Below are 18344 nucleotides of genomic sequence, written 5' to 3' on the forward strand. Positions count from 1 at the left end.
GACCATTGGGCATTCGACGGCTGCCCCGACAACGGCCCCACGCTTGCGGTGGATGGTAAGAAGCGCGCGCACGTGGTGTGGCCCACGCCGCCGGATGGAAAAACGGAATCGCCGCTCGCGCTCTTTTATGCGATGAGCAAAGATGGACGCTCGTTTTCGCCGCGGGTGCGTGTGCCCTCCAAGGGCGCGGCGCACCACGCGCAGTTGATCACGGTGGCCGATGGTTCGCTACTGCTCGCCTGGGACGAAATCGGAGCGGGCGGTCGCAAGATTCATTTGGCTCGCGCCAAAGCCGACGATGGCGGCAAGCCGTCGTTCGACGAACTCTCGGCGGGCAACGTGGGCCTCGGCAACTATCCCCAGCTGGCCGAAACGGCCGCCGGAGCGGTGATGGCGTGGTCGATGACGGAGAGAGGGCGGAGCCTCATTGGGGTGGTGCGCGTCAGGCGGTAAATCGGCGTTGGGTGTATTGATGTGATGGGGCAGTGTATGTACAATTGTACATATACTGCCCCATGTCTTTTGAATGGGATCCGGCGAAAGCGGCGTCCAACTGGGAAAAACACGGCGTCAAATTCTCCGATGCGCTAGCGATCTTTGACGATCCTCGCGCGCTGACCATTCCCGACCCACACCCGGTGGAAGCGCGATTCGTCACCGCTGGGATGGATGTTTTCCGCGCGTCAGGCGGCCCGGCGGGAGCGACTTTGGTACTTCATGGGAGCAGAGCAATGCGTGCGGGATATGACTTTTCGAAGGGAGTGCGCGGCCCTGTTGTGCCGCCGCCGCCGGGAAAGACGCGCATTACCATTCGGCTCGACACCGATATCCTCGACTGGTATCGCGATACGGTCGAGACGGCGGGTGGTGGCAACTATCAGACGATGATCAACGACGCCCTGCGCCGCGAAATGGAACGCAAACGGGAGCCGCTCGAGAAAATCGTGCGCCGCGTGGTGCGTGAAGAGTTAGCGCGGTCCAAGCGGCCGAGAGGATCGTGACAACGTCCGCCACTCCTACCTTCCGTTGCGGAGGCGGCTATACTTTATAAGTCGGCCAGCCACCCCCTCACTCACACCCCGAGTCCCCCGATGCGCACCATTGCCATCGCGCTCCTCTTCGCACTGTCCGCCGCCATCGCCCCTGCCGCCCACGCGCAGTCGATCGCCGGCGAATGGGACGCCTCCATCAACACCCCCGGCGGCGCCCGTCCATACAAAATCACCTTCGTCGTCAAAGGCGACTCCCTCTCCGGCGTGGTCAAACGCTCGGCGGGTGACGTGCCGCTCATCGGCATCATCAAGGGCGACGCCGTGGCCTTCAACTACACCGTGGAATACAACGGCAACGGACTCACCCTCACCGTGCATGCCAAGATCGTGGGCGACGACATGACCGGAACGGTCGACTTCGGCGGTCAAGCGGAAGATTCCTTCTCTGCCAAACGCGTGGCAAAAGCAAAACCGTAAGAGCAACAGGGGCAAATACTGCGGGGGGCCACGTGGATCGTGGCCCCCCGCATTTGTTCATCACCGGCCGCCGAACCTACTCGTCGCCGCTCGGTAGCTGCGGCACGCCGCTGTCCTTGGGCGCGCGCAGCAAGCCTGTTTGCGTGTAGAGAATCAGTTTCTCGCGCGTATCCACAATGTCGAGATTGCGCATCGTGAGCTGACCAATACGATCGAGCGGCGTGAAGAACGCTTCACCGCGCTCCATTGTCAGCCGCTCTGGCTTGTACGTGAGGTTCGGGCTCGTCGTGTCCATAATCGAATAATCATTGCCGCGACGTAGCTCCACCGTCACCTCGCCGGAAATAGCGCGCGCCACCCAGCGTTGCGCCGAATCGCGGAGCATCATCGCCTGCGAGTCAAGCCAACGCCCCTGATACAACAGGCGGCCGAGTCGGCGTCCGTTGATGCGGTACTGCTCAATCGTGTCTTCGTTGTGGATGCCGGTGACAAGGCGCTCATACGCGATGTACAACAGCGCCATCCCCGGCGCTTCGTACACACCGCGGCTCTTGGCTTCGATAATGCGATTCTCAATCTGATCGCTCATGCCGAGCCCGTGGCGACCGCCAATGGCGTTGGCTTCCGTGAACAGCGCGAGCGCCGACTCAAACGTCTTGCCGTTGATCGCCACCGGCATCCCTTCTTCAAAACGAATGCTCACGGTCTCGCGCGCAATCTTGACGTCGTCCTTCCAGAAAGCGACGCCCATAATCGGCTCGACGATGTGCATGCCCTTATTCAAGAATTCTAAATCCTTAGCTTCGTGCGTGGCGCCGAGGATGTTGGAATCGGTGGAGTACGCTTTTTCCGTGCTCATCTTGTAGGCAAAGCCACGGCTGTTCATGTACTCCGACATTTCCTTGCGACCGCCGAGCTCGTCGATGAACTGCTGATCGAGCCACGGCTTGTAGATGCGAAGATCGGGATTCGTGAGCAACCCATAGCGATAGAACCGCTCAATGTCGTTGCCCTTGAAGGTGCTGCCGTCGCCCCAGATGTTGACGTCGTCTTGGCGCATAGCGGCCACGAGCATCGTGCCGGTAATCGCGCGGCCGAGCGGGGTCGTGTTGAAGTACGTGGCACCGGCGGTAGTCACGTGAAAGGCGCCGCACTGGAGCGCGGCGAGCCCTTCCATCACCAACTGCGCGCGGCATTCAATCAGGCGCGCCTTCTCGGCGCCGTAGGCCAAGGCCTTGCGCGGAATTTCGTCGTAGTCGGTTTCGTCGGGCTGGCCGAGGTTCGCGGTGTAGGCGAACGGAATAGCGCCCTTTTCGCGCATCCAATGGAGTGCCGCGCTGGTATCGAGCCCGCCGGAAAAGGCGATGCCGACCTTTTCGCCGACGGGGAGGGACTGGAGGATATTGGCCACGTGTAGGTCGTCTTTTCGGGTGATGCGTGCGAACTCGGCGGGGCCGCTGGTTCGGCCTGCCCGTGCAATCCCTGAAAGATACACGGACCGGGGTATGTCCGGTGGCCCCAACCCCCTTTTCACAGGGCAAAAGCTCAGCATCTCCTCTGGCTGAGGCGTACAGCACGGGATACGTTTTCCGGGCTGACTCCACCCCGAGGTGCTCAAATGGCTATGAATTTCCCACGCCGCATCGCTGCGGCCGCCCTTCTGTCGTGCGTTCTCCTGCCGACCACTGCGCACGCCCAACGCGGAGGCGGCGCGCCGGCGGATTCAGCCGGCGCTCGATGGGATGCCAGCCTCGCCCGTGGCAAGACGCGCGACATCGCCTTCACCACCACCGAAGGCACCTGGATGTCGGCCGACCCATCCCCTGATGGGCAGTGGATCTACTTCGACCTGCTAGGCCACGTGTACCGCGTGCGGAGCGCCGGTGGCGAGGCGGAAAGCCTCACGCAGAACAGTGGCGTGGCGCTCAACTATCAGCCGCGCGTGAGTCCTGACGGCAAGACGGTCGCGTTCATCTCCGATCGCCGCGGGCAGAACAACCTGTGGGTGATGGACGCCGACGGTAAGAATCCGCGCCCGGTGTACACCGATCTCAACGTGACCGCGGCCGAACCGGCGTGGACACCAGACGGTCAGTATGTGGTGGTGCGCCGCGGCGGTCGCGGTGGTGGGGAAGGGGGCGCCGGCGGCGGTTCCGGGCTCGCGATGTACCACAAGGATGGTGGCAGCGGCGTGATGCTGGTGAATGGTGGCGCGTGGCCGAGCGTGAGTCGTGATGGCAAGTACCTGTATTATCACGTGAGCATGCCGTCCATCACCGACCACGATCTGCTGGCCGGTTCGATGCAACTTCGCCGGTTCGGCTTTAAGGGCGGTGAAATTGTAGATGTCACCAACGGAGAGAGTGTTGGTGCGGCCGCTGGTCGCTTCTCGAGCGGCGGCGCGGTGGCACCCGAAATCTCCCCCGATGGACGCTGGCTGGCCTTTGCGCGCCAGATTCCTGACGGGCTCTACGAATTCAAAGGACACAAATACGGTCCCCGTTCGTCGCTTTGGCTGCGCGATATGAAAACCGGTGCCGAGCGATTGGTGATGGATCCCATTGATCCGATTGTGACGAGTGGCTCCAAAACGCTCGGTGTGTTGCCGCGCTACAAGTGGGCGGCCGATGGCAAATCGATTGTGCTCGCTCAGGGTGGCAAGTTGCGCCGTCTCGATGTGGCGAGTGGAGCGGTATCCACGATTGCCTTTACCGCCAAGGTGCAGCGCACCATTGGTGAAATGGCGCGCAAGCAGTTTCGTATTTCAGACGATTCCGTGAAAGCGCAGTTCGTGCGCTGGCCGGCCTCCACGGCGGATGGCGCGCGCGTGCTCTTTCAGGCGCTCGGCCGCGTGTATGTGCAGAGCGGGTCGAATGGCGCGCCGCATCGTGTAACGCCGCCGTCGTTCAAGCCGCTTGAGTACGCGCCGGTGTGGAGCCCCGACGGGCAGTGGATTGCCTTTGTGTCGATGGATGACGGCGCGCGCGGTCAGTTGTGGAAAGTGCCAGCCGCTGGTGGCGAACCGGTGCGGCTCTCGTCAGACGCCGGCGATTTTGTAGATCCCGTGTGGAGCCCCGATGGTCGCTCGGTGGTGGTCGCTCGCGGCGAAGGTGCCACGGCGCGCGGTCGCACGCTCACGCACAATGCGTGGTACGATCTCGCACGCTACTCGGCGAACGGCAACGACACGGGCGTGGTGATCACTACGGTGTCACGTCCCACGGGGCAGAGTGTGGGCAACGAAGCGCGTCGTCAGCTGCTGCGTCCGAGCTTCGGCCCCGAGGGGCGTCTGTTCTGGCCAGACGAGCGCAGCGCGCCGGCCGGTGGTCGCGGCGGCGGGACTGGGCTCTCGAGTGTGAAAGCCGACGGTAGTGATCGTCAGTTGCACGTCACATTCCCTGCCGCCGACGAAATGGTGCCGAGCCCAGATGGTGCCTGGCTCGCGTTTCAGGAAGGCGACAATGTGTATGTGACACCGTTCGCCTGGGGCGGGCTTGGCGGCACGCCACAGGATGTACAGAAGCGTCGCGGCGCATTCCCCGTCACACAGCTCTCGCGTGACGGCGGCATCTTCCCGCGTTGGCGTACGGCGGCGGTGCTCGAGTGGGGCAGTGGCAACCATATGTTCGCTTGGCACGCCGACACCAAGAAGATTGACACCACGGCGTTCAACGTGAAGGCCGCGCGCGCGGTGCCACAGGGCACGGTCGCGATTACCGGCGCGCGCATTGTGACGTTGGATCAGCGGAAGGTGATTGAGCGCGGCACAATCATCGTGAAGGGAAGCCGCATCACCTGCGTGGGAACGTGCAGTACGGCTGGTGCGCAGCAGGTGATTGATGCCAAAGGAAAGACAATTATCCCGGGCTTTGTGGATATGCACTCGCACCATTATCGCGAGTGGCGTGGCATGCGGCCCGCGCACGATTTTGAGCAGGCCATCTATCTCGCCTACGGGGTGACGACCACGATGGACAACAGCACGTGGAGTCAGAATGTGTTCCCCACGGCTGAAATGATCGAGACGGGCGCGATGGTGGGCCCGCGCGCCTTCAGCACCGGCGACAACGCCAGCAGCGGCGACGGATCGCGCACAAACGAAATCTCCAATCTGGCCGGCGCGCTCGCGCTGGTGCGGCGTATGTCCGATTGGGGCGCCACACAAATGAAGCAGTACGCGCAGCCCCGTCGCGACCAACGGCAGTGGGTCACCGAAGCCGCGCGCCAAATTGGCCTCAACGTCACGAGCGAAGGGAGTGACTTCTTTGAAGATCTCGGCATGATCTTCGACGGCCAAACAGGGTGGGAGCATCCGTTCAGCGAAGTGCCGATGTACTCCGACGGCGCCAAGCTCCTTGGTGCAGCAGGCGCCACCTATTCACCGACGCTCGTCGTGGCAGGTCCGCAGAGCTGGAACATTGAGTACTGGTTTGCGAGCCAAGATTGGTGGAAGGATCCCAAGCAGCAGCATTGGTTCCCCTGGCGCGCGCTCGTGCCGCAGTTGCGCACGCGCACGTTGCGTCCGGCCACCGATTACAGCTATCCGCTGATCGCGCAGGCGATGGCCGACATTATTAAGGAAGGCGGCCACGGCGCGCTGGGTTCGCACGGCGAGCACCACGGACTCGCGCCACATTGGGAAGTGTGGATGGGCGCCTCCGCACTGGGTAACATGGGCGCGCTCGAAGTAGCCTCCAAGCACGGCGCCATCTTCCTCGGTGCCGATAAAGACATTGGCAGCATTGAAGTCGGCAAGCTCGCAGACTTTATGGTGCTCAACTCCAACCCGCTCGACAACATCCGCAACACGATGGACATCAAGTGGGTGATGAAGGGTGGTACCTTGTACGACGGCTTCTCGCTCGATGAGCTATGGCCGCGCAAGCAGCCCTTTGGCGATGCGTATTGGGTGAATGCCGACATGCTACGGAACGACGTGAAGGCCAGCACGGTATACGACACACCGCGAAAGCCGTAATAACAAACCCTCTGCCGGACCCTGGGCCGGCGGAGGGACCCGAGTAGCACACCACTGATATGAGGCAGCCCCCCATGCGCGCGACCCGTTTACTCGCTTTTGCCGTAATGATGATTGCCACCTCGCGCATGGGTGGAGCACAACAGCTGGATGCACAGGCCACGTGGGATTCGGTAGGCAAAGTGCTACAGACCGCGCCCACGCGTGCCGATGGTTACATCCGCTACAACTTTCCTCGCCGTGACCTGACGCTGAAGGTGCGTGATGTGACGGTGTCGCCCGCGCTAGCGCTGGGCACCTGGCTCGGATTCGCAGGTACGCCGGCCGCAACGACCGTGATGGGCGATCTCGTACTTCCGGGCGACGAAATGACGGCGACGCTCGCCGAGTTGAGCGCGCAGGGAATCGCGGTCACCGCGATTCACAATCACGTAGTGGGCGAGCCGCAAATCGCCTATGTGCACGTCGAGGCCATGGGCTCCGCACTCGCCTTAGCCGTGAAGTTCGACAAAGTGCTCGCCAAGACACACACGCCGCGGCCGGTTACCGCGGCCGCGCCAGCTCCCGTCACTATCGACAGCGGCCTCGTCTTTCGCACACTCGGCGTACCGGGCCGCGCGACTGGCGCCATTGTGCAAATCTCTGTCGTGATTCCAAAGGTGCCGGTGACCATGCACGGCATGACGGTCGTGCCCGCTCAAGGCTACGGCACGCCGATCAATGTTCAGATGGTCGATGCCGCGCGGTACGTGGCAACGGGCGATTTCTCCGTGCTGGAGGACCGCGTGCAGCCCGTGATTTCTGCGCTCGCGAAAAACGGCATCACCGCGACGGCCGTGCATTCGCACATGATTGGCGAGACGCCCAAGATCTACTACATCCACTTTTGGGCTGATGGCGCGCCGACTGCGGTACTGAGCGGCCTGCGGGCTGCGCTCGACGCCGCGCGCTAACAGGAGTTGTACAACCAGTGGAACCGCGACTCGCGGTTCCACTGGCCAGCTACTTGGCGGCGCCGGCGCGAATCGCTTTCTTCACCAGCGCAATCTGCCCAAAGTGATACACGTCGTGCTCCACGAGCCCAGCCGCCGTTTCTGCTCGCGTGCGTGGCGTGGAACCAGCAGGCGCACCGGCCACCAGGCCGTAGAGATCTTCCTCGTGCGCCTTCTCAATAGCGTCCAGCACATGCTGGCGCGCTTTACCGAGTTCGTCGAGCGTCACTTTCCAAGCGGCGTCGTCTGTCGCTGACGGCACCGCGGGCCAGTTGCCGCGCACCGGATCGTGCGCGGGCTCTCCCTCAACACGGCGCGCACACTCTTCGGTCCACGCCGTCAGGTGCAGTACGAACTCCCAAATGCTCTGCACCCCGGCAATGGGATGCTGCGCCGCTTCGGCCGCCGTGACACCTTCGAGAATCTTGCGTCCTGAGTTGCCATACCACGGATCGCCCACCCACACGGTGACGAGATGGTCACGCAGCGTCGTACGTAGACTCATCGTGCGCTCCCTGTGAAATCGTCGACTGCTCTTCCGTTCACGCGGCGAACACTTCAAAGATGCCAGCAGCACCCATACCGCCACCGACGCACATCGTCACCATCCCGAGTCCGCCACCGCGGCGGCCGAGTTCGTGCACCAGTTGCGTGGACAGCTTGGCGCCCGTCGCACCGAGCGGATGGCCAAGGGCAATCGCCCCACCATTCACGTTCACGAGTTCAGGGTTCATGCCGAGGTCGTTCATTACGGCGAGTCCCTGTGCAGCAAAGGCCTCGTTGAGTTCGATCATCTTAATATCGCCAAGTGTGAGACCGGCGCGCGAGAGCGCCTTCGGCACGGCCTTCACAGGGCCGATGCCCATCACGTCGGGTTCAACACCAGCCGTGGCGAACGTCACGAACCGTGCCAACGGCTTGAGGCCAAGTGCCTTGGCGCGTTCGGCGCTCATCAACACCAATGCCGCAGCGCCGTCGCTCAACGGGCTCGAGTTACCAGCCGTCACGCTGCCACCTGGCTTGAACGCGGGCGGCAACTTGGCCAGCGATTCCGCGGTGGTGCCGGCGCGCGGGAGTTCGTCGGTCGCGACGCTCACGATCTTCTCCGATTTCTTGGAACCCTTCCACGAGGTGACCGGCACATTCACCGACACGATTTCCGATGTGAACTTACCAGCAGCAATCGCGGCGGCGGCCTTCGTCTGGCTACCCGCCGCGAAAGCATCCTGCATCTCACGCGTAATGCCCCACCGCTTGGCCACACGCTCGGCGGTAAACCCCATGCCGATGCTGGCTTCAGTGAGTTCGGGATGCAAGCGCGTGTGATAGCCGCTCATCGGCACTTGGCTCATCATCTCCACGCCACCGGCCACGATGACGTCATTCATTCCAGAGGCAATAGCCTGCGCGGCCATCGCGATGGTCTGCAGGCCAGAAGAACAAAAGCGATTGACGGTGGCCGCACTGACTTCCACCGGAAAGCCCGCACGAATCACAGCGAGACGCGCGACGTTGAGTCCCTGCGACGACTCAGGCATCGCGCAGCCCCAGAGCACGTCGTCAATAACGGCGGGGTCCAGCTTAATCTTGTCCACCACGCCCCGGAGAACGGTGGCGGACAGATCGATAGGGTGACAGTTCGCAAGCGCGCCGTCTTTCTTACCGCGGCCGACGGCCGTGCGAACGGCACTGACGATGACAACTTCTTTCAATTGAGTCATGGTGTGAAAACCAAGTAGGCAGTTGACGGTTAACCGTGACCCGTGATCCGTAAACAACGGATGCACGGATCAAGGGCATCAGTTGCGGAGCGGCTTGCCGGTCTCGAGCATGTGCTTGATGCGCGCCTGCGTCTCGGCGGTGCCGAGGAGCGAGAGCGTCGCTTCGCGCTCGAGATCGATCAGATCCTGTTCGGTGACGTCGCGCGGGGCGCCATCACCGCCGGCGAGCACATAGGCCACCCAATGCCCAATGCGCACGTCGTGTTCGCTGGCCTGACCGGCTTCCTTGAACGACCAGAGCGCATAGTCAAGATTGCCGAGCGTTTCTTTGCCGCCTACTCGAATGGTCTTCATCGCCGGCGCCACATAGTCGGGTGCTAAGTCCAGCACGCGCATCTTGGCGTCGGTGATGAGGGTGTCACGGTTGAACGAAATACGATCGGCCATCGGACGCAGGAAACCCATCTTCCGAGCTTCACTGGCACTTGAACTGGTCGCGGCAAGCGCGATCAGCTTGAACGCACGCTTGGCCGCCTCAAATGGATCAGCCTCTTCGTACGGCTTGAGCGCCTCGGTAAAGCGGAAAATCAGTTCCTTGGTGCCGCAACCGCTCGGAATGATGCCGACGCCGACTTCCACCAATCCCATATACAACTCGGCGTGCGCCTGCACGCGGTCGCAGTGGAGCGAGAACTCCACGCCGCCACCGAGCGTGAGTCCGAACGGCGCGCTCACCACGGGGAAGGGTGCGCGACGCACGCTCATCACGGAATCCTGGAACGCCTTCACGCTTGCTTCAATGGCTTTCCAGTCGCCGCTCGCCGCCGCACCAGCCGCTGCGCCGAGGTTGGCGCCGGCGCTGAAGGTACGCGGGTCGTCATTGCCCAGCACGAGGCCCACATACTTGCCGGTGTTGACGCGATCGATGGTGCGTGCCACCATGTCGAGCACGCCAGCACCGAGGGTATTCATCTTGCCGCAGAATTCGAGGCAGAGCACACCGTCGCCGAGATCGCGTACGCGCGCTTCTTTGTTGGAATCGATAATCGTCGTGTGCGCGAGTACCAACTGCCCAGGAATGGCAGGCACGCCGGTACGCTTGCCATTCGGTGCATTCTTTTCGATAGCGGGAATGGTGACCGCAGTCCCTTCGCCGTCGTAGAACTTGGCGCCGGTCGCCTTGAGGAGCGCGGGCTCATCCTTGCCTGCGGCCTTGAACTGCGCGCGCAGCCAATCGAGTCCGAGCGCATCCATCACTTGGAACGGTCCGATTTCCCATCCGTAGCCCCAGACGAGCGCGCGATCAACTGCGACAATGTCGTAGGCGAGCGTCGGCGTGAGCGTGAGGCAATAGTGACACTGCTCAATCAGGATGTCGCGCAGGAAATCGCCGTGCTTGCCCGGAAGATCCTTGGCCTTATTGATGCGCGCTGCGGCCGGAAGCTTTTGCAGCGCGTCCAACTCCGGCGAAGAGAAACGCCCCTGGTTCTCGTACTCGAGTGTTTTCCAGTTGAGCGTGAGAATGTCTTTGCCTTTCTTGTTGTAGAAGCCGGCCTTGGTTTTGTCGCCGAGGCGGCCGCTCTTGACGAGATCGTGAATCCACGGCGCGAGCGACAAATCTTCGCCCGTAGTGTCGCTCAACCCTTTGGTGACATGCACGAGCACGTCGATGCCCGAGAGATCGCCGGTGCGGAAGGTCGCGGTTTTGGCGCGAGCAATCAGCGAGCCGGTGAGCGTGTCCACCTCGCTGATCGTGAGATCGTGCTTCATCATCGCGCGACCCGCCACGACCATGCCATGCACGCCGAGTCGGTTGGCCACAAAACCCGGCACATCCTTGGCAATGACAATGCCTTTGCCGAGGATGCGTTCTTGGAAGTGACGCACCGCGTCGAGCACCTCCGGCGCCGTGTCGGGCGTCGGGATGATTTCAAGCAGGTGCATGTAGCGCGGGGGATTGAAGTAGTGCGTGCCGCAGAACTGGCGGCGGAATTTGTCGCTGCGTCCTTCGAGCAGCACGGACATCGGAATGCCCGAGGTGTTCGACGTGACGATCGCGTTCGGCGCGATCTGTTCGATGCGCGCGAACAATTCCTGTTTCGGCTTGGGTTGCTCGATGATGACTTCCACAATCCAGTCGCAATCGGCGAGCAGCTGCAGATGGTCGACCGTGTTGCCGGTCTGCACGAGCGCGGCGCGGTCCGTGTCCATGAACGCGGCCGGCTTGTTCTTGATCGCTTTTTGCAGGCCGCCTTTGGCGGGTGCGGAGCGATCCGGGGAGGAGGGGTCGTCCGAGCCCGGAATATCGAGCAGGACAACGGGGAATCCGGCGGAGGCACAGAGCGCGGCGATGCCGTGTCCCATCACGCCGGCGCCGACTACACCGACTTTGGTGATTCGCATCAGAATCCTCGAACGTGAGGCAGAAAAGTGAGACGCGGGTTGCAAAGCTCGCCGCGCTTCCTTTTAATGTAGCGTCAGCCAGTCGGTTCGGCTGTCGTCCCGGATTGCCGAGCGGCCGCGAAAGAGCTATTACCCACGCTGCCCCCCTCACCACAGGGTTTTGACCGATGATTTTCCGCAGCCGCTTTCCGGACGCCGTCATCCCCGACGTTGCGCTCACTGACTACGTCTTTGCCCGGGTGGACGAATTTCGGGATTACGCCGCTCTTATTGATGGCCCCACCGGCCGGCGCGTCACCTTCGGGGAGCTCCAGACACTCATTCGGCGGGTGATGGGGGGGCTGGCCGCCCGTGGGTTCAAGCCGGGCGACGCCCTTTGCATCTTCAGCCCCAATATCCCCGAGTACGCGGCGGTGTTCTTCGGCGTGGCCTCGATGGGCGGGATGAACACCACGGCTAACCCGATGTATGGCGCCGAGGAACTGGCCAAGCAGTTGCGCGACTCCGGTGCCCGCCTGATTGTGACGATCCCGGCCCTCGCCGAGCGTACGCTGCAGGCTGCGGCGCTGGTCGGGGGAGCGGAAGTCATCGTTTTTGGTGAGGCCCCTGGCTGCACCACTTTCGCCTCATTTGTGGACAACGATGGGACGGCCACAGCGCCGCCGATCGATCCAGCCAACGATATTGTCGCGCTCCCGTACTCCAGCGGCACGACCGGCTTGCCCAAAGGGGTAATGCTCACGCATCGCAACCTCGTGGCGAACGTCGCACAGTGCGATTTCATCGACATTTCGAACCCCGGCGACCACACGATGGGGATCTTGCCGTTTTTTCATATCTACGGCATGGTCGTCATCCTCTGCGCTGTACTGCGTCGCGGCGCCACCGTGGTCACGCTGCCGCAGTTCGATCTCGAGACCTACCTGCGGCTCTCGCAGGAATACAAAGTGGTGTCGGCGTATCTCGTGCCGCCCATCGCGTTGGCGTTGGCCAAACATCCGATGGTGGACAAATACGATCTCTCGTCGCTCAAGATGATTAACTCGGGCGCGGCTCCGCTGAGCGGCGAACTCGAGAAAGCCATTGACGACCGACTTGGTGTGTTTGCCAAGCAGGGCTACGGTATGACGGAGACGAGCCCGGTCACGCACTTCACGCCGTTCGATCGCTCGCAGTACAAGCCCGGTTCGTGTGGATTGGTGGTGCCCAACACCGAGTGTCGGATTATGGATCTCGAAAATGGGCGCGAACTGGGCCCCAATGAACGCGGTGAACTGTACATCCGCGGTCCGCAGGTGATGAAAGGCTATCTAAATCAGACCGAAGCTACGGCGGCGGCAATCGATGCCGAAGGCTGGCTCCGGACGGGCGACGTCGCCTACGCCGACGATGATGGCTTCTTCTATATCGTGGACCGCCTCAAGGAATTCATTAAGTACAAAGGCTATCAGGTGGCGCCCGCCGAACTCGAGGCGGTGTTGCTCACGCATCCGAAGGTGGCGGACGCCGCGGTGATTCCGCTGGCGGACGAAGAGGCTGGCGAAGTACCGAAGGCATTCGTGGTGCTGCGTGAGCCGTGCGAAGCAGCGGAGATCATGGCGTTCGTCGCCGGCGTGGTGGCGCCGTACAAGAAAGTGCGCGTGGTGGAATTCGTAGACAAGATTCCCAAGTCGGCATCGGGCAAGATTCTCCGTCGCGAACTCATTGCCAAAGAGCGGGCCAAGGCTGAGGGGTGATTAAGTATTTAGGCTCGAAGCGGACGTTGGTGCCACGGCTCGTGGCACTGGCGGACGCCGTGCGTGAGCAGAGTGGCGCGCACACCGTGGCCGATGTGTTCACCGGAACCACGCGTGTCGCTCAGGCGCTCAAGCGCCGCAGCTTTGCCGTGACGGCCAATGACCTCGCCTCGTACAGCGAAATACTCGCGACCTGCTACATCGCCATGGATGGCAGCGATGCGGCCGCCGTGCGCGCGATCGCCGACAAGCTGCAGTATCTCGATGCGCTGCCAGGGCACGATGGCTACGTCACGCGCACCTTCTGTGAAGAAGCGCGCTATTTTCAGCCGTTCAACGGCCGCCGGATTGATGCCATTCGCGACGCGCTCGACGGCGTCGCTGAGGGCGCCACCGAGCGCGCGGTGCTACTGACAGCGCTGCTCCTCGCGGCCGACCGCGTGGATTCCACGACTGGCCTGCAGATGGCGTATCTCAAGGGCTGGGCGCCACGCTCGCATCAGACGATGCAGCTCCGCATGCCGGAACTGATTGCCGGCACCGGCACGGTGTTTCGCGAAGATGCGAATGTGCTAGCCACCCAGCTCGCGCCGATGGACATCGCCTATCTCGATCCGCCGTACAATCAGCATTCATACTTCTCCAACTATCACGTGTGGGAGACCATCGTCCGCCACGATGCGCCCGAGGCGTACGGCGTGGCGCGCAAGCGCGTGGATTGCCGCACCACCAAAAGTGCTTACAATGTGCGCGCGCGCGCCTGGACCGCATTCTCCGAACTCGTGCGGGCGCTTCCGGCGCGCTACTGCATAGTGTCGTTCAGTAACGAAGGGTATTTCCACTACGACGACATTGTTGCGCTACTCGAGTCGTCGCATGGCGAAGTCGCAGCCATGCCGGTGGCCTTCCGGCGGTATGTGGGCGCCCAGATTGGCATTCACAACCCGCGCGGCGAGAAGGTGGGGACGGTCAGCCACCTCACCAATCGTGAATTTCTATTTGTGGCGGGGCCGGAGGCTGGCGCCATTGTGGAGCGCGCCGAGCGGGGCCTACTCGCTGGGGAACCGGCGGCTCCGTAACGGTGTCGGCACCCTCGAGTTGTTGCGCCAGCGGTCCCAAGCCGATACTCATACAAATGCGCTGTTTCGCCGACGAAACAGCCTCTCCCCCTGCGCCAACGACACCGCCGTGAGCGAAGCCTTCATCGCACGCCAGCCGATTTTCGATCTCGACAATAAGCTGGCCGGATACGAACTGCTCTACCGCCCAGCCAAAACGGCGACCGCGGCTGGGCAAGAAGACTCGATGAAGATGAGCAGTACGACCATCGTGACGGGGATTCTCACGATCGGACTCGAACAGCTCACCGGCGGCGTGCCCGCGTTTATCAACTTTCCGCGCGAGCTGCTCCTCAATCACGATTTCGCCTTCACTGATCCGTCGTCGATTACCATCGAACTGCTCGAAACCATTGAGTGCGATGCCGAAACCATCGCGGCCGCGCACGCGCTGCGCGAAAAAGGATTTCGCCTCGCGCTCGACGACTTTGCCGCGGGCGAAGAATACGAGCCATTCCTCAAGCTCGCGCATATCGTCAAGGTCGACGTCCTCGGCGCCACCAGCGAACACTTGCAGGCACTCGTCAAGCGACTCAAGCCGTATAAGGTGACGCTACTCGCGGAACGCATTGAAGATGCCGCGATGTTTGCCCAATGCCGCGCGCTCGGCTTTACGCTCTTTCAGGGCTACTATTTTAGCCGCCCAGAAATTGTCAAACGCCGCGATCTCCCCGCCGGGATGATTGGCGTGGTGAAAGTGATGAACATGGTGCTCGACCAGCGCGCCACCGATCGCGATCTCGAAACGGCGTTCCGCTCGGATCCAGGGCTGAGCTACAAACTGCTCCGCATCGTCAACTCGGCGGGCATGGGCGGCTCGGGAATTGAATCCATTCAACAGGCCGTGCGCATGATTGGACGCGCGCCGCTGCACCGCTGGCTTACGCTGCTCTTTGTGAATAGCGCGCCTATGAGCACGGGCATTGACCGCGAAATGATGCTCTCCGCACTCGAGCGAGGCCGGCTCTGCGAGCTGCTGGCGCTCAACACGGGAATGAAAGCTGCGGCCCCATCGCTCTTTCTCACCGGCGTACTCTCGGTGTTCGACGCCATTCTCGGTCTGCCGATGCCGGAGCTCCTCCGGCAGGTGCGCGTGTCGTCGGAAGTGGAGCTTGCGCTACTGAAGGAGGCGGGGCCGTACACGCCATATCTCGAGACGGCCACCAGCTATGCGCGCGGTGACTGGGAACAGGCGATTACACGCGGAACCGAACTCGGTGTGATCGATCAACTCCCCGAGTGGTATTCCGAAGCCGGCGCCTGGGCCCGCGAGGTTCTGCAGCAACGCTAACAGCAGCGGTAGCAGCTGCGGGAGCGGTCATATCACCGCACCCTCCTGCCGACTACTGCGCGCCAGGCGTGGACTTCACCACCGTTTTTGCTGCGGCACCACCCGCAGTAGGCGGCACCACGACGGTGGGCACGGCCGCTGTCGTCGAACCGACGCCTGGAGTCCCTGGCGCTGTTGGCGATGTGGGCTCCGGACTCGACGGCGGCGGATCGCTGAACGGCAGCAAGAGCGAAATGCGCCGGTTCTCCGATGCCGTGGGGTCGTTGGGGTTTCGCAGCTGCGTGTCGGCGAGTCCGCGAATCTCCACCACGCGTCCGCCGGTCAGGCCGGCATCCGCAAGCACGCGCCGTGCGGCGTTCGCTCGATCGGTGGACAACTCCCAGTTCGTATACTGCGCATGCGCGGCGTAGGTCGCCGCATCGGTATGCCCTTCGACGACGACTGGATTCTTGAGCGCGAGGAGTTCGTCGGCGATCAGCGCTAAGCTAATGCGCGTGACGGACGTCATAGACGCCGATCCGCGCGGAAAGAAATTTTCGCCCTTCCCACTTTCAATGAGATCAATCCGCAGGCCGCGGCTCGTGACCGTGACTTCAAACTTCGCCGAGCCCAGCGCGCCTTTGGCAGAGTCGAGGCGCGTTTTGATCTGCCCCGCTACCTTGATGAAGTTTTTTTCCTGCGAGGTGTGGACGATCAGCTTGATGGCTTCGTCTTTCAGCTTCGTCGGCGTGTTGCCCGTCGACAACGGACTCGCGCCTGAGCCGTAGCCTTTCTTGAATCCCGCGGGACTCGAGAAATAGCCTTCGATCGCCTTTTTGGTGGCGTCGTCCATGCCGAGGATCCACATCACCATGAAGAACGCCATCATTGCGGTCACGAAGTCGGCGTACGCGACCTTCCACGATCCGCCGTGGTGGCCGTGGGCCGCCTTCTTGACTCGCTTGATGATGATAGGGCGCTTCGAGGCGTCTTTGCTCACTTACGCCGCCTTCGGCCGCGTCAGCGCTTCGAGCTCGGCGAACGACGGACGATGACCAGGTTCAATGTTGCGTCGCGCAAATTCCACGGCCGACATCGGCGCGTCGCCGCGCGCAAACGACAACAGGGCCGTCTTGATGCACAGCATATAGGCGTGCTCCGAGGCAATGCGCGCTTCGATCGCCTGCGCGATGGGACCCATCACGCCATAGGAGAGCAAAATGCCTAAGAAGGTGCCGACGAGTGCCGCGGCGACCTTCTCGCCGATTTCACTGGCAGCGCCGCCAATCGAGCCCATGGTGATGATGACGCCGAGCACGGCGGCCACGATGCCGAATCCGGGCATCGCGTCGCCGACTTTGTTGATGGCGGCCGGGGCGGCCATCGCCTCGTGGTGCTGCTGCTCGAGGTCAATGTCGAGGATTTCGGCGAGATGGTGATCCTCCACCGTCCCGCTCAGCAGTACCTTGAGGGTGTCGCACAGCATCGACACGGCAGCGCCGTGATGCAGAAAGTTCGGATACTTCACAAAGATCTCGCTTTCCGCCGGATTCTCGATGTGTTTTTCGAGGCCGATCAGTCCGTCCTTGCGGGCGGTGCGGAGAATCTCGTAGAGTACCTGTAGCAGTTCGCCGTACGCCTTCCCGTTAAACGGATCAGGCTTCAGCAGCCCGAGCGTCATGGTAAGCGCAGACTTCATCGTGCCTGGCGGGTTCCCGATAATGAGGGACCCCAGGCCAGCGCCGCCGATGATGAGAAATTCGTTGACTTGCACCAAAACGGCGAGTTCGCCGTGGTGCATGACATAACCGCCTACAATACTGCCGAAGACGATTACAAGACCGATGATTAGGAACACAGCGTTTCGTCCGATACCGAGGTGGAGCCAGGACTTCCTGTCCGCAAAGGAGAGTATCGTCCCGCACTGGGTGAAACTCTACCATTTTCACTGCCAAATACCGTCGTGACGACACAAAACGAAGCCCCAAACCTTGGCTTGGCTGCAGAAGCGTGGAACTCGTTGTCTGGCAACGTGTTACGCGGACTCAACCATAGTTTCAGTAACCGCCTCTCCTCGCTCGGCGCCGTAGCCGCAGGGCTGGGAAGCGAAGACGGCACCCAAACGATGGGCCAGCGAGTCGAAGGGGAGATCGACCGGATGGAGGAGTTGCTCCGTCTCTATAGATTGCTCCCCTTTGTCGGGAGCCCTGCGCCGGAGCCCTCCCAAGTGGCCGAAGCGGTCGCCGCCGCAGTCTCCCTCTTTGAGCACCATTACGGGCTGCGTGATGTCCTGTGCCGAGTCGAGGGCGACCCCGCGACCCCGCCGGTGCTCTACCACTCCACGGCGATGGTGCAGACGTTGCTGCTCCTGCTGAGCGCGGCCGGGCGGCACCTAAACCCTGACGATGTGTCGGCCGGGGTGGTGCTTCGCTATTCCGGTGATGCCGACGCTGTGGAAATCATTGCGGAAACCAGCGGACCGGCGGCGATGCAGTCGGAGTGGCCGGAAGAAATTCACGGCGTGCGCTGGCTCGCGCGCGATGCGGCGGGCGAAGTGCATGTGGAAAAAACGCCGCGAGGCGGCGTGTGCGTGCGACTGCGTGTGGGATCACTGGCGTTTTTGCGGCGGCGCGAGCGCGGCGGATAAGCGAGCGCGG

The 18344-nt window shown here is 62.3% G+C and carries 15 protein-coding genes and 1 pseudogene; 10 read left to right on the forward strand and 6 right to left on the reverse strand.

The window, feature by feature from the left end; translation table 11 throughout:
* The 4 genes and pseudogenes from NTZ43_09750 to NTZ43_09765 all read left to right on the forward strand — a co-directional run.
* Nucleotides 1-453, forward strand: a 453-nt coding sequence (locus NTZ43_09750) for a hypothetical protein (protein ID MCX5767490.1), incomplete at its 5' end; no start/stop codon positions are given.
* 62 nt (nucleotides 454-515) lie between these two features.
* A pseudogene (locus tag NTZ43_09755) lies at nucleotides 516-608 on the forward strand (BrnT family toxin).
* A gap of 123 nt (nucleotides 609-731) precedes the next feature.
* Entirely contained in the window at nucleotides 732-1001 is a 270-nt protein-coding gene (locus NTZ43_09760) for a BrnA antitoxin family protein (protein MCX5767491.1), read from the forward strand.
* 90 nt (nucleotides 1002-1091) lie between these two features.
* Nucleotides 1092-1469, forward strand: a complete 378-nt coding sequence (locus NTZ43_09765) for a hypothetical protein (protein MCX5767492.1) — start codon at nucleotides 1092-1094, stop codon at nucleotides 1467-1469.
* A 76-nt stretch (nucleotides 1470-1545) separates the two neighbouring features.
* Here NTZ43_09765 and argG read toward each other — a convergent pair whose 3' ends face one another.
* Nucleotides 1546-2880, reverse strand: a complete 1335-nt coding sequence (gene argG, locus NTZ43_09770) for an argininosuccinate synthase (GenBank protein ID MCX5767493.1) — start codon at nucleotides 2878-2880, stop codon at nucleotides 1546-1548.
* Between the two features lie 207 nt (nucleotides 2881-3087).
* Here argG and NTZ43_09775 point away from each other — a divergent pair, with 207 nt between their 5' ends.
* Nucleotides 3088-6447 carry an amidohydrolase family protein gene (locus NTZ43_09775; GenBank protein MCX5767494.1) on the forward strand — a complete coding sequence of 1120 codons (3360 nt, stop codon included), beginning with the start codon at nucleotides 3088-3090 and terminating at the stop codon, nucleotides 6445-6447.
* Nucleotides 6448-6521: 74 nt separating this feature from the next.
* The gene (locus NTZ43_09780) at nucleotides 6522-7400 is read left to right on the forward strand and encodes a DUF1259 domain-containing protein (protein ID MCX5767495.1); all 879 of its coding nucleotides are present in this window, start codon (nucleotides 6522-6524) and stop codon (nucleotides 7398-7400) included.
* A gap of 49 nt (nucleotides 7401-7449) precedes the next feature.
* Here the strand turns inward: NTZ43_09780 and NTZ43_09785 are convergent, their stop codons facing one another.
* The 3 genes from NTZ43_09785 to NTZ43_09795 form a co-directional block, all read right to left on the reverse strand.
* Complete coding sequence (locus NTZ43_09785; GenBank protein ID MCX5767496.1) at nucleotides 7450-7944, reverse strand: DinB family protein; 495 nt, start codon at nucleotides 7942-7944, stop codon at nucleotides 7450-7452.
* Nucleotides 7945-7981: 37 nt separating this feature from the next.
* Entirely contained in the window at nucleotides 7982-9151 is a 1170-nt protein-coding gene (locus tag NTZ43_09790) for a thiolase family protein (GenBank protein MCX5767497.1), read from the reverse strand.
* An 87-nt stretch (nucleotides 9152-9238) separates the two neighbouring features.
* Nucleotides 9239-11563, reverse strand: a complete 2325-nt coding sequence (locus NTZ43_09795; GenBank protein MCX5767498.1) for a 3-hydroxyacyl-CoA dehydrogenase/enoyl-CoA hydratase family protein — start codon at nucleotides 11561-11563, stop codon at nucleotides 9239-9241.
* A gap of 167 nt (nucleotides 11564-11730) precedes the next feature.
* On the opposite strand from NTZ43_09795, the gene NTZ43_09800 reads away from it, so the two are divergent.
* The 3 genes from NTZ43_09800 (at nucleotide 11731) to NTZ43_09810 (ending at nucleotide 15708) form a co-directional block, all read left to right on the forward strand.
* Entirely contained in the window at nucleotides 11731-13299 is a 1569-nt protein-coding gene (locus NTZ43_09800; protein MCX5767499.1) for a 4-coumarate--CoA ligase family protein, read from the forward strand.
* Nucleotides 13296-14378, forward strand: a complete 1083-nt coding sequence (locus tag NTZ43_09805; GenBank protein ID MCX5767500.1) for a DNA adenine methylase — start codon at nucleotides 13296-13298, stop codon at nucleotides 14376-14378. The genes NTZ43_09800 and NTZ43_09805 overlap by 4 nt, the downstream gene beginning before the upstream one ends.
* A gap of 109 nt (nucleotides 14379-14487) precedes the next feature.
* Entirely contained in the window at nucleotides 14488-15708 is a 1221-nt protein-coding gene (locus NTZ43_09810) for an EAL domain-containing protein (GenBank protein ID MCX5767501.1), read from the forward strand.
* A gap of 52 nt (nucleotides 15709-15760) precedes the next feature.
* On the opposite strand, the gene NTZ43_09815 is transcribed toward NTZ43_09810, so the two are convergent.
* Together NTZ43_09815 and motA are read right to left on the reverse strand one after the other, a co-directional pair.
* Nucleotides 15761-16687 carry an OmpA family protein gene (locus NTZ43_09815; protein MCX5767502.1) on the reverse strand — a complete coding sequence of 309 codons (927 nt, stop codon included), beginning with the start codon at nucleotides 16685-16687 and terminating at the stop codon, nucleotides 15761-15763.
* Complete coding sequence (gene motA, locus NTZ43_09820; GenBank protein MCX5767503.1) at nucleotides 16688-17545, reverse strand: flagellar motor stator protein MotA; 858 nt, start codon at nucleotides 17543-17545, stop codon at nucleotides 16688-16690. It lies immediately after the preceding gene.
* Nucleotides 17546-17650: 105 nt separating this feature from the next.
* On the opposite strand from motA, the gene NTZ43_09825 reads away from it, so the two are divergent.
* The gene (locus NTZ43_09825) at nucleotides 17651-18334 is read left to right on the forward strand and encodes a hypothetical protein (GenBank protein ID MCX5767504.1); all 684 of its coding nucleotides are present in this window, start codon (nucleotides 17651-17653) and stop codon (nucleotides 18332-18334) included.
* The last annotated feature ends 10 nt before the right edge of the window (nucleotides 18335-18344 follow it).

The organism is Gemmatimonadota bacterium, from assembly GCA_026387915.1.
GTDB lineage: Bacteria > Gemmatimonadota > Gemmatimonadetes > Gemmatimonadales > Gemmatimonadaceae > Fen-1231.

Coding starts and splice junctions, on each gene's coding strand:
- NTZ43_09760 (MCX5767491.1), top strand. CDS start 732: ATGCGTGCGGGATATGACTTTTCGAAGGGAGTGCGCGGCCCTGTTGTG.
- NTZ43_09765 (MCX5767492.1), top strand. CDS start 1,092: ATGCGCACCATTGCCATCGCGCTCCTCTTCGCACTGTCCGCCGCCATC.
- NTZ43_09775 (MCX5767494.1), top strand. CDS start 3,088: ATGGCTATGAATTTCCCACGCCGCATCGCTGCGGCCGCCCTTCTGTCG.
- NTZ43_09780 (MCX5767495.1), top strand. CDS start 6,522: ATGCGCGCGACCCGTTTACTCGCTTTTGCCGTAATGATGATTGCCACC.
- NTZ43_09785 (MCX5767496.1), bottom strand. CDS start 7,944: ATGAGTCTACGTACGACGCTGCGTGACCATCTCGTCACCGTGTGGGTG.
- NTZ43_09795 (MCX5767498.1), bottom strand. CDS start 11,563: ATGCGAATCACCAAAGTCGGTGTAGTCGGCGCCGGCGTGATGGGACAC.
- NTZ43_09800 (MCX5767499.1), top strand. CDS start 11,731: ATGATTTTCCGCAGCCGCTTTCCGGACGCCGTCATCCCCGACGTTGCG.